This is a genomic window from Paenibacillus xerothermodurans (genome assembly GCF_002220865.2).
GTDB lineage: Bacteria > Bacillota > Bacilli > Paenibacillales > NBRC-103111 > Paenibacillus_S > Paenibacillus_S xerothermodurans.
In genome coordinates, this window is record NZ_NHRJ02000004.1 from 249,503 (window position 1) to 261,069 (window position 11,567).

The 11,567-nt window shown below is 50.8% G+C and carries 12 protein-coding genes; 7 read left to right on the top strand and 5 right to left on the bottom strand.

What is annotated here, in order from left to right; translation table 11 throughout:
* The first annotated feature begins 30 nt into the window (after nt 1-30).
* The 3 genes from CBW46_RS10535 (at nt 31) to CBW46_RS10545 (ending at nt 3,036) form a co-directional block, all read left to right on the top strand.
* Entirely contained in the window at nt 31-903 is an 873-nt protein-coding gene (locus CBW46_RS10535; protein ID WP_089199959.1) for a carbohydrate ABC transporter permease, read from the top strand.
* Nucleotides 893-1,774, top strand: coding sequence for a carbohydrate ABC transporter permease (locus tag CBW46_RS10540; RefSeq protein WP_089199960.1), 882 nt, complete (start codon nt 893-895; stop codon nt 1,772-1,774). The genes CBW46_RS10535 and CBW46_RS10540 overlap by 11 nt, the downstream gene beginning before the upstream one ends.
* 209 nt (nt 1,775-1,983) lie before the next feature.
* Entirely contained in the window at nt 1,984-3,036 is a 1,053-nt protein-coding gene (locus CBW46_RS10545; RefSeq protein ID WP_089199961.1) for a hypothetical protein, read from the top strand.
* 39 nt (nt 3,037-3,075) lie between these two features.
* Here the strand turns inward: CBW46_RS10545 and CBW46_RS10550 are convergent, their stop codons facing one another.
* The 3 genes from CBW46_RS10550 to CBW46_RS10560 form a co-directional block, all read right to left on the bottom strand.
* Nucleotides 3,076-3,981 (bottom strand): sugar phosphate isomerase/epimerase family protein, encoded by a 906-nt coding sequence (locus tag CBW46_RS10550; RefSeq protein ID WP_089199962.1) that lies wholly within the window; start codon nt 3,979-3,981, stop codon nt 3,076-3,078.
* A 23-nt stretch (nt 3,982-4,004) separates the two neighbouring features.
* The gene (locus CBW46_RS10555) at nt 4,005-4,682 is read right to left on the bottom strand and encodes an orotidine 5'-phosphate decarboxylase / HUMPS family protein (RefSeq protein WP_089199963.1); all 678 of its coding nucleotides are present in this window, start codon (nt 4,680-4,682) and stop codon (nt 4,005-4,007) included.
* 127 nt (nt 4,683-4,809) lie between these two features.
* Nucleotides 4,810-5,277, bottom strand: a complete 468-nt coding sequence (locus CBW46_RS10560; RefSeq protein ID WP_165842264.1) for a MarR family winged helix-turn-helix transcriptional regulator — start codon at nt 5,275-5,277, stop codon at nt 4,810-4,812.
* Nucleotides 5,278-5,510: 233 nt separating this feature from the next.
* On the opposite strand from CBW46_RS10560, the gene CBW46_RS10565 reads away from it, so the two are divergent.
* The 4 genes from CBW46_RS10565 to CBW46_RS10580 are packed head-to-tail and all read left to right on the top strand — an operon-like array spanning nt 5,511 to nt 9,064.
* Complete coding sequence (locus CBW46_RS10565) at nt 5,511-6,146, top strand: HlyD family secretion protein (protein WP_089199965.1); 636 nt, start codon at nt 5,511-5,513, stop codon at nt 6,144-6,146.
* 45 nt (nt 6,147-6,191) lie between these two features.
* Nucleotides 6,192-7,823 carry a DHA2 family efflux MFS transporter permease subunit gene (locus CBW46_RS10570; protein WP_089199966.1) on the top strand — a complete coding sequence of 544 codons (1,632 nt, stop codon included), beginning with the start codon at nt 6,192-6,194 and terminating at the stop codon, nt 7,821-7,823.
* A 17-nt stretch (nt 7,824-7,840) separates the two neighbouring features.
* Complete coding sequence (locus CBW46_RS10575; RefSeq protein WP_089199967.1) at nt 7,841-8,371, top strand: NAD(P)H-dependent oxidoreductase; 531 nt, start codon at nt 7,841-7,843, stop codon at nt 8,369-8,371.
* Between the two features lie 12 nt (nt 8,372-8,383).
* On the top strand, nt 8,384-9,064 hold the full coding sequence (locus CBW46_RS10580; protein ID WP_089199968.1) for a hypothetical protein: 681 nt from the start codon (nt 8,384-8,386) through the stop codon (nt 9,062-9,064).
* A gap of 19 nt (nt 9,065-9,083) precedes the next feature.
* Here CBW46_RS10580 and CBW46_RS10585 read toward each other — a convergent pair whose 3' ends face one another.
* Nucleotides 9,084-9,626 (bottom strand): P-loop nucleotide/nucleoside kinase family protein, encoded by a 543-nt coding sequence (locus tag CBW46_RS10585; protein WP_089199969.1) that lies wholly within the window; start codon nt 9,624-9,626, stop codon nt 9,084-9,086.
* Between the two features lie 21 nt (nt 9,627-9,647).
* Nucleotides 9,648-11,414 carry an ABC transporter ATP-binding protein gene (locus CBW46_RS10590; RefSeq protein ID WP_089199970.1) on the bottom strand — a complete coding sequence of 589 codons (1,767 nt, stop codon included), beginning with the start codon at nt 11,412-11,414 and terminating at the stop codon, nt 9,648-9,650.
* Nucleotides 11,415-11,567: the final 153 nt, after the last annotated feature.

Here is an 11,567-nt window from a genome sequence, read left to right on the forward strand (position 1 = left end):
CCATCATCTGACAATGGAAGGAGATAGAACATGACTAACGCAAAAAGAGCTCTGTGGGGGTATTTTTTCATCGGACCGCAGTTGATCGGTTTGATCTTGTTTGCACTCATTCCACTGGTTTATGCGCTTAGCTTAAGCCTGATGAAGTGGGACGGCTTTGGAGAAAAAACATTTATCGGCCTTGGCAATTTTGTCATACAGTTTCACGATGAACATTTCTGGAAGGCGCTGATCAACACTGCTTATTACACGGTTTTGGTGATTCCGCTTAGCATATGCTTGGCCATGCTGGTGGCGATTGCGCTGAATAAGGTCAAGGGAAAAAATGTTTACCGCGTATTTTATTTCATGCCTGTAGTGACCAGCACCGTGTCGGTCGGCGTGATTTGGATGTGGGTTTTGAACGGAGACTTCGGGATTTTGAACGAAATTCTAAAACGCATCGGCATCACCGGACCCAAGTGGCTCACCGACACGGAGTGGGTCATTCCCTCCATCGCCATGCTGAGTATATGGTCGGGGCTCGGTCATAACATGGTAATTTTCCTGGCGGGACTGCAGGGCATCTCGTCCAGCTATTACGAAGCGGCTGAGATCGACGGAGCCTCCGGGATGCAAAAGTTTTGGCACATCACTTTGCCGCTGCTGTCGCCGACCACCTTTTTCATCACCATCATGTCGATTATCGGATCGTTCCAGGTATTTGACCAGGCGTTCGTTATGACCAACGGCGGACCGGCCAAGGCCAGCTACACCCTGGTGTTTCACATCTATGACCGCGCCTTCATTAACTTCAGAATGGGCGAAAGTGCCGCGGCGGCAATGATTCTGTTTGCCATCATTCTGACATTCACATTGGTCCAGTTAAAAATGTCAAAAAGGTGGGTGCACTATGAGGGGTAGAACATTGAGTATAAGCATCAGCAACACCCACGCTGCCGCGCGCAAAAAGCGAATTTCTGTCTCACAGATCATACTGCACGTCGTATTGAGTCTTGGCGCGTTTCTGATGGTTTTTCCGTTTTTGTGGACGGTCAGCAGCTCGTTGAAAGACATTTCCCAAATCTTTCTGATCCCGCCGCAGTGGATCCCCGACCCGATGGTATGGTCGAACTACCCGAACTCATTGAGTGCAATGCCGTTCGGGCACGCCTATTGGAATAGCCTGTATATCTCGGTGACCGTGATCGCCGCACAGCTGCTTACAGTGTCCATGGCTGCGTATGCTTTTGCCAAAATCAGATTCCCGGGGGCCCACTTCTTGTTCGTTCTGTTTCTGGCTACCATGATGGTACCGAAGCAGGTCACCATGATCCCTCTCTATATCATCATGCAAACCATCGGGTGGATGGATTCTCACTTGGCGATCATCGTTCCGGCTGCTCTATTCAATGCTTTCGGCGTGTTTCTGCTGCGGCAGTTTGTCAAAGGTATTCCGAACGAGCTGGAGGAGGCGGCCGTAGTCGACGGCGCCAATCCGTTCACAATCTATTGGAAAGTGATCCTGCCTTTAATCAGACCGGCGCTAGCCGCCTTGGCGATATTTTCTTTTCTGGGTACGTGGAACAACTTTCTGGAGCCCTTGATTTATCTGAATACGCCGGAAAAATTCACCGTGCCGCTGCTGCTGAATACATTTAAAGGGCTGTACGCCGCCGATTGGGCGCTATTGATGGCAGGCACGACGATCTCCGTGGTTCCGGTGTTGATCGTGTACGTTATCGCGCAGAGACAGATTATCGAAGGCATTACGTTAACAGGTATCAAAGGGTAACACTTCGCCGTATATCCCGCGAGGGATATACGGACTTTTTTGTGCGACGGATGCCGAGCTGTCGATGCGATGCCTGAACACGCCCGCGTGGTACCACGGCGGCCTACAACGCCGACGACGCGAGCAGGAATTACGCTATGTTCGAGGTGCGAAGTCAGCAGGTGCACGCAAAAACTTTTGTTAGGTAACCATCGGAGGGGATAATTCGCATGACAATACAAACCGTGGGCGCTGCACGCGCGGCAGCTGCTGAGTGGGTGATGCAGAACGCGAGTAAGGACGCTGCGTTCCGGGGGGCATATTTTAGCGGCTCCACGGTAGGGTTGTCTAGTGACGCGGAGCTGCCGCCGGCCTCGGATATTGATGTCGTGGTCGTCACTGCGGAGGCTGAGCCACCGCTAAAATTAGGTAAGTTCATATACCGCGGTACACTAATCGAGGTTACGTTTCTCACCTGGCGCCAACTGAGCTCAACAGAGGAGGTTTTGACGAATTATCATCTGGCGGGCAGCTTTCGCATTGACACGATCATTAGCGATCCCACCGGACGTCTTTCCGAATTGCAAAGGAAGGTGTCCCGTCAATTTGCTGAGCGCGACTGGGTACAACGCCGTTGTCACAACGTGCTGCATAAAATCGAGTCCGGGCTGCACGGCATCGACACATCCGCGCCGATGTACGACCAAGTGACAGCGTGGCTTTTCCCTACCGGCGTGACCACACATGTCCTGCTGGTCGCCGCGCTGCGCAACCCGACGGTGCGCCTCCGTTACCTCGCCGCGCGCGAAGTGCTCAATGAATACGGCCACGACGGGCTCTACCCGGAGCTGCTGCAGCTGCTCGGCTGCGCTGATTTGACGCGCGAGCGTGCTGCGCATCATCTGACCCAGCTCGCCATAACTTTCGACGCCGCCGCGGCGGAGGCCAAGACACCATTTTTCTTCAGTACCGACATCACCGCCGCGGCACGGCCGATCGCCATTGACGGCAGCCGGGAGCTGATCCAGGCCGGCGATCACCGTGAAACCGTGTTCTGGACGGTCGCGACATTCTCACGCTGCCACAAGATTCTGGCTGCAGACTCGCGGCCGCAGCTGCAGCGGGCACTCTCTCCCGCATTTGAAGCGCTGCTCGCCGACCTTGGCATCGTTTCCACGAGAGACCTCATCCGCCGAGCGGAGGATGTTCGCCGCTTCCTGCCGAGACTGCGGGCAACCGCAGAACAAATCCTGGCCGCAAACCCGCACATTCTCACCAAGTAGCGGGAGATCGGCTGCCACGGATTGAAAACCCTTGCCCCTTCAACCGGTGAGGTATTCATCGATCTGTTGTCTCAGAAATTGCGCCGATTCCCGCATTTCATCCAGTCCGTTGATTCCATCCTCAATCGAGATCCATCCGTGGTACGACGCCGCCTGTAAAATGGAAAAAATAGTATCATAGTCATTCAATCCGCTGCCAATTACGCCATGAGCCAATGCTTCCGAATAGCCCTGAAGAGAGTAGTTTTTCAGATCGTCCACGGTGTAACCGTCTTTGAGATAACGGTCGCTCGCGTGCATCGTTACTGTGCGGTGGATCACCTTCTTCAACAGACAAATCGGATCTTCACCTGCGAGAAGCGCGTTCGACGGGTCATAATTCACACCGAACCACGGCGAACTAATCTGACCGATGATTTTCAAAAAAATGTCTGCCGGCTGAGCGAATTCCGGATATATCCAAAAGCCATCCTTGTAATGGTTTTCCATCACCAGATGAACTTTCTTTTCCGCTGCATATGGCAATAGCTTGTTAATTGATTCCACTGTCCAACGGATTCCGTCTTCTATTGCAATGCCCGGCCGGTTTTGTCCGGATAATACGCGGCAGCTTCTGAAATCATCCGGTCCCAGGTAAGCCGTTATGTCGATGATTCGCTTCATAGCTTCTATCTCTCTCGCGCGGGCGGCTGCATCAGCCTGGGTAAAATCCGGGGAGGCACACATCATTGGGATGAGTAGCCCCTGCGCGTCAGCGACCTGCTTCACCTCGTTCGTATAGGAACTGTCCGCGTCCTTGAAAAAGTGAAAATACATTTCCAGTCCGTCCACACCCAGGGTGCCCGCCATTTCGATCCATTCGAACAAGCTGAGTTTACCCTCGACCATATCGTTCAGATACGCCTTAGGAAAGGCTGCTATCCTTGCACGGCCCGGCACACGCATCGTCTCACCTCCCCATCGGCGGTCTAATAGTTTGCTTTGACGCGCTTGTTCAGTTCAAGCAAAATTTCCTTGAGTTTTTCACGGTCGGTACTCGGGCTGAATTCCTGCCGGTCGATGACGAGCGGTGCACCTACCACGACCAGCGGGGCACCGTGCTTCGGCATTTCCGCCGCCTGATCGATGGATAGACCGCCCACAGCCTGCACGGGGATTGAAACGGCTTTGACTACCTCATCCAAATGGTCGAACGGAGTTCTTGCGGGATCCTCCCCCCGCTCGTCAAACCCGGTATGTACAATAATGTAATCCACACCGTTCTCCTCTAACATTCGCGCGCAAGCCACAGGATCCTCCGATGCCATGATGTCACCCATAACCTTGATGTTGTAATGCTTTGCCGCCCGGACCACCGCACGAATCGTCGCTTGATGTGCCACCCCCATCACAACTACATGGGTTGCGCCTGCTTTAGCCATCATTTCGGCCTCGAGGTACCCACCGTCCATCGTTTTCAAATCCGCCACAATCGGGTGGTGCGGGAATGCTTCGCGCAGCTTGCGCACGGCGTGCAAGCCTTCACTCAGCAGCAGAGGTGTGCCCGCCTCAATCCAGTCCACACCCGCCTCCACCGCGAGTTCAGCCATGTCCAACGCTTCCTCGATATTGGTCAAATCCAGAGAGATTTGCAAGATTGGTTTCATCCGTGTTACCTCCTGCTGCATTGGGGAGTATCCTTCACCATATGCCGTTAATGGTGTCAGTATGCTACGGCAAACCTTTTAGTCCAACCACCTACCGAGAGGCGCAGTCACTGCGGGCTAGCCCATGTCACTTTTCGCCTTGCTCAAAGTCTATCTTTGTCGTCGTAATAACTGCATCCAGCTTTTGGAACAGCTCCAAAAACGCCGCCAGTTCATCCTGCGTAAACTGTGCAAAGTATTGTCCCATAATCTGGCGGTACGATTGCATCATTTTTGCCAGAACCTGTTTACCGTTCTCGCTCAGCTCCATCATGACCACCCTGCGGTCGACTTCCGAATGGTAGCGCAGCACCAATTGCCGTTCGATCAGCCGGTCCATAATAACGGTGATAGCGCTTGGCTTCACATTAATAATATCGGCCAGGTGGGTCACCCGGCACGCCCCTTCCCGTTCGAGAGTAAACATCATGTTAAACTGCGGCGGGGTTATGCCGTACGGCTGTAAATGTTTTTCCAGAACCGGGCGCAACTTGCGGCTGATTGACAGCATAATCGACTGTATGTTATTGAGAAACTCTTGCTCATGTTTAACCATTCTCGAACGACCCCTCGGCGCCAAATTATTCAAATACATAAAATGTTAATTGGTTGAAATTAAATTGTCAAATTGGAAAATTTGTTTACATGATTTAAATAATAGTTGACTTAAATAATAACACAATTTAATATTTAAACTGTTTAAATAAATTCGTTAAAAAGAGGTGAATGCAGCACGAACCTACTACGTCACATAATTCACAGCTTTTATAGCGAAAGGAGAACAAATGAATGAGTAAAGCACGGCTAGTTATCGTGAATGTTTTAGGTATAGTGGTGGCACTTGCCCTGATCGCCGGTGGTGCCTACTACTACAATCAGAGCACTAATTATTTGCAGACGGACGAGGCAAAAGTATCTGCCGACATGATGCCTGTTGTGGCTCCGGCGACCGGCAAGTTAACGGGTTGGAACGTACAGGAGGGAGCTTCCGTGACCTCAGGCGCTGAATTAGGCAAAGTGTCGGAGGGACAAAACGCGGTTTCTGTTGCATCGCAGATGGCGGGCACAGTGATTAAAAACCAAGTGAGAAACGATCAAACGGTGCAGGCAGGCCAGATTTTAGCTCAAGTAGCGGACATGAATCATCTTTACATCACGGCCAACATTAAAGAAACAGATGTGCAAGATATTAAAGAAGGCGATAGTGTTGATATAAAAGTAGACGGTGAGCCTGACACCGTGTTCGAAGGTAAAGTGGAGAAAATGGGTTACGCCACGAATTCGGTATTCGCGCTGATGCCTCAGCAAACGACCAGCGGCAGCTACACGAAAGTAACACAGAAAGTTCCGGTGAAGATTTCGATCAAGAACGCTTCGGATAACGTTCTGCCCGGGATGAATGCGCAAATCAAAATTTCGAAGTAATGTCCACTGAGTCGGGCAGCTGCCCGGAAAGGAGGTTGCCTATATATGGCTACCCAAACAGCGAGTGCGGATAACCAGGGAATACGACAGCATATCCCTCTGCTTATCGTGCTTATGTTAGGCCTGTTTATCGCTATATTAAATCAAACACTGTTGGCTGTTGCAATGCCGCATATGATGACGGAGTTTGGTGTAGGGGCCGCAACTATACAATGGCTCACTACGGGTTACATGCTGGTGAACGGGGTTCTCATTCCCTTATCGGCGTATTTAATTGAACGCTTCGGATCGCGTGCCTTATTCTTGGTCGCTATGTGTTCTTTCACTCTTGGCACGCTGATATGTGGAGTGGCGACGAACTTCTCGGTTATGTTGACGGGACGCTTGATCCAAGCCGTTGGCGGCGGCATTTTGCAGCCTCTCGTTATGACGCTCATACTGTACATTTTCCCTCCGGAAATCCGTGGTAAAGGGATGGGTATATTCGGCTTAGCCATGATGTTTGCTCCGGCGGTCGGTCCGACTTTGTCCGGATGGATGATCCAGAATTACAGCTGGCGGGCGATGTTTTACGCAATGGTGCCGCTTGGCGTGATGGTGATTCTCATTGCTCTCTTCACGCTCCGAAATCTGACAACTCCGAAGAAAATCAAACTGGATGTGTATGGGACCTTATTTTCCTTGGTCGGTGTGTCGTTCCTGTTATACGGAGTAAGTGAGGCAGGCAAAAATGGGTGGACCGATCCGATTGTTCTGACCACTGTCATTATCGGTATCATCGGCATCATAGCGTTCATTATTCAGCAATTAAGCTCTTCCAACCCTATGCTCGATTTCAGGGTGTTCAAGTATGATATGTTTTCGCTGACCAATGTTATTAGTGCCATTCTTATGGTCATCATGTTTGCAGGTATGTTTCTGCTCCCTATTTATTTGCAAACCTTGCGGGGGTTCACGCCCTACGAGGCCGGTCTATTGATGCTGCCCGGGGCGCTGGTTATGCTTGTGATGTCGCCAATTTCCGGCATCCTGTTTGACAAAGTAGGGCCGCGTCCGCTGGCGCTGATCGGTTTGATCATTACAGCCGTAACAACATATCAATTTACCCGGTTGAACATACACACGTCATACGAACACATTTTAGCGTTGTATATGGTACGTTCCTTCGGGATGTCCATCTTAATGATGCCGATAATGACCGCGGGCATGAACCAACTGCCCAAGCATCTCAACAGCCATGGTACCGCTATGTCCAACACGCTCCGGCAGGTCGCCGGTTCGATCGGTACAAGCTTGGTGACAACAATCTATACAAGCCGTACTACTTTCCACGCTGCCGGCATGTCCGACCAGATGGTCACCTCGGACCCGAACTTTATGCAGTCATTCCAGTCTTTCGTGCAGTCGATCGCGCAAGCCGGGCACATGACCCTAGACCAGGCACGGCAATACGCTATGTCCGTACTGGCCGGGCAGACGCAGCTTCACGCCAATGTCTTAGGCATCAATGATGCCTTCTATTGGGCGACGGCGTTTTGCATCGCGGGAATCCTGTTAAGCTTATTCCTGCGCGACGTACGCAAAGATAAAGTGCATACCGCCGAGATAACGAAAAAAGAAGTACTACCGCTGCCGGCCGCCACACAGCACACACGTGTGGGCACTGATTACTCGTAAAGGGGGAACGTTCATCTATGAAAATTTACGTTGTGTACGATAGTGAAGGACAACATACCAAAGCGTTGGCTCATGCCGTCGCAGCGGGCGCTGAAAGCGCGGATGGAGCCGAAGTCTATATCGACCATGTGGATGAGGCGGATATATATAAGCTGGCTGAGATGGATGCCATTATATGGGGATGCCCCGGTCATTTCGGCACGATCAGCTCAGGGTTAAAAGCATGGATCGATAGGCTCGGTTATTTATGGGCCAACGGACAGCTGGTGAATAAAGTTGGTGCGGTGTTCTGTACCACGGCAACCACGCATGGAGGTGTAGAAACAACGCTGCTTAACCTCATCACCCCTATGCTTCACCAGGGGATGATCATTGTCGGCTTGCCAGGCAATATACCTGAGAACGCGCTGTATGGCTCTTACTATGGCGTGGGCATCACTTGTCCCGTAGATAGCTCGGAGTTGATCTCTGAGCAAGGTTTGGCATTAGGCGAAGCATTAGGGAAACGGGTGGCGGAGGTAACAAAATCTTTCGCCCAGGCAAAATAAGGGGATGATCAGATGATCACTGTTATATTATGTATCGTCATTGCTGTAATCGTCCTCGTGGCACTGGTGATCATGAACGTTCGTACGAGCTCGTCCTCTGCCAGGCGGCAAAACGAAGAGGAGCATCCATATGATGAATTGGAGCGCTTATGGGAAATGGACGAAGCGAACCCCGATTCGCGGCAAGCCGACTCGGCAGCTGTGTCGAACGAAAATGGCGACGCTTATGATGAGGCCCATCACGCAGCCGGCCGTCGCATAAATGACGAAGCTTACGCTGAGGTCAATCGCCAAGTCGAGCACGGCGTACACGACCACGCTTTAGGTGAGGTCGATCGCCAAGTGCAGCGCGGCGTACACGACCACGCTCGAGGTGAGGTCGATCGCCAAACAGACCGTGGCGTAAACGGCGCAGCCTACGGCGATGCTGATCGCCACGCGGAACACGGTGTACATGATCCACAGTATGGTGAGGCCAGTCGCCAAGCAGACAGCCGCGTCAACGGTGCAGCTTTTCGCCAGGCCCATCGCCAGGCCAAGCGCGCCCTGCATGACGCAGCTTACCGTGAGGCACTTGAGAGGTTTAAAAGCAGTTCCCCACGCAACGCTGCCCCGACAAAGAAAGTCGAAATGAACGACGAGGACTATCGGGCTGCATTACAATCTATGAGCAATAAGAGCAACAATAAATGAATTTCAGGCAGCCTCACCATCACGGTGGGCTGCCTTCTTTTTGCACCACTGTAAATCGGCTGCCATTGATGATATCTGCTACGATCTCGCCGGTTTGTTTTGTAGTGCTGTCATAGAGGAACGGCCGATTGGATGGGTCCCTTTCCATCTTGTGCAGTAAAAATAAAGAACGTTCTAACATCTGGATATCCCCCCGCCTAGTCAGACGTTGGGCGATCGTTGCCTTGTCCGCGTGTAATACAACATATTTCAATGCCACATTCAGATCGGATATTTGTTCACAAAACCAGTCCAGTTCATCCTCAACTACGAAGTCTATCACGACATTCAAGCCATGCTGCATAAAATTCCTCGTCAGAGCACGGATGTTCTCCCATGTTAGACGTAAGCGTTCGTCCCACGCAGGTTGTGATTCACCCTGAAACATATGCAATATATTATCGCCCTCTATGAGCACGCATTGCCTCACCCTTTGTGCGAGCTCTTTCGACGTAGTGGATTTCCCGACTCCCAATGGACCGGATATGAGATATATAATCTGCTTCTGGCTCTCATTTGACATGTCCGACGTCCTCCCGCCAACTCACTGTTTAACCGACACGGCGATCTGGTCAAAATGTTGCACATTAAACAATCGGGCGTACGCCCCGCCCATGCGCATCAATTGCTCGTGAGTTCCTTGTTCCTTGATTTCTCCATGCTCGATCAGCACAATCTGGTCAGCGTGCGTAATCGTTGACAATCGGTGTGCGACGATCAGTGTAGTTCTATCTTTTGCAAGCTTATGCAGGGACTCTTGGATTAAGTGCTCCGACTCTAAATCAAGGGCTGAGGTCGCTTCATCGAGAACCAAAATGCGGGGGTCTTTGAGAAATACTCTGGCTATCGCAATCCTTTGCTTTTGACCCCCGGAGAGCTTAACCCCCCTTTCCCCGATTTCCGTGTCATACCCGTTAGGTAAGCTAACAATGAAATCATGGGCATTAGCTGCACGAGCGGCGCGAACGATTTCTTCCTCCGAAGCGTCAGGCTTACCAAAAAGAATATTGGCGCGAACTGAGCCGCTGAACAAAATATTGTCCTGCAAAACCATACCGATTTGGCGTCGTAGACTGTTGATTGAAATATCCTTGATATCAATATCATTCAATAGTATTTTGCCCTGCTGTATATCGTAAAAGCGTGGAATTAAACTGATTAAGGACGATTTCCCCCCGCCGCTCATCCCGACCAGCGCTATCGTCTCCCCCGGCCGGATAGTTAAGTTGATATGGTTTAGCACCCAATCAGCAGAGCGCTCATACCGAAAGCACACATCTTCGAACTCAATTTTTCCATTCACATGTTGAAGTGCTTTAGCCTGCGTAGACTCGACGATATCATACGGCTCGTTCATAAGCTCCACAACTCGTTCCAGCGAGGCGCTTGCCTGCGTCAGTTCCGTTGAAGAGTTGACCAGACGACGAAGCGGCGTGTACACACGATCCAAGTAGGCGAAGAAGGCGACAAATGCACCCACCGTGAGATCGCCCTGAATCACCTGATAACCACCGTATGATAGCACCAACAGAGGCGCAATGTCCGTCAAAGTATTGATAATTCCGTTAGTTAATGCGTTCCATTTGGTCAACGCCAATGCCTTTTGTAGAAATGACCGGTTTTTTGCGTCAAATCTTTCTTTTTCCACTTGCTCCAGCGTGAAGCTTTTTATCACCGACATGCCGTTCACCCGCTCCAGTAAATGCCCTTGCATCTCGGCGAGCGCTTGCGACCTTGCTTTGGCAAAAGCCTTCAATCTTTTGTATAGCTTTTTCACGGAGAAGGCGTAAAACGGCAGGACGGCGATCGCCACAAAGGTCATTTCGATATCCATGGAAAACATGAACGCGATGGCAATGGACAGAGTAAATAAGTCCAGCCAGATATTCATCATCCCGGTTTCCACTATATTTTTTGTTTGGTCTGCATCATTGATAACTCGGGAAATCACTTCCCCCGTTTTGTGGTTGTGGTAATATCGCAAAGACAGCTTCTGAATGTGCTCATACAACCGGTTTCTCAGATCGTACAAAATGCGGCTCGTAATTAATTGGGCAAAATATTGCCTGAAATACTCTACAGGTGCCCGTACTACCACAAACAACACAAATGCCAGCAGCATCACGTAAAGTAATTTCTGCAGCTTCACATCGGATGGCAGGGTACCAAGTAACAATTCATCCACTACATATTTCATAATGAGAGGTAGAGTCATAGGTATTGCAAACTTCACCATCCCTATTAAAACCGTGACCAAAACCAACTTCCAATACGGTTTCACAAACGCATAATAAGCCTTAAAGTCTGACATAGTAGGTACTCCTTTACCGAAAAAAGATGGCTGTCGGGATGCTCCGTGGTGTACAGCAACTATTAATCTTAACATAAGGTGAATATGTTGTGAACTGTAGGCCGGCGGCCACGCGACCCAAATATAGAAATCCCGCCAGCGCGTGCTGGCGGG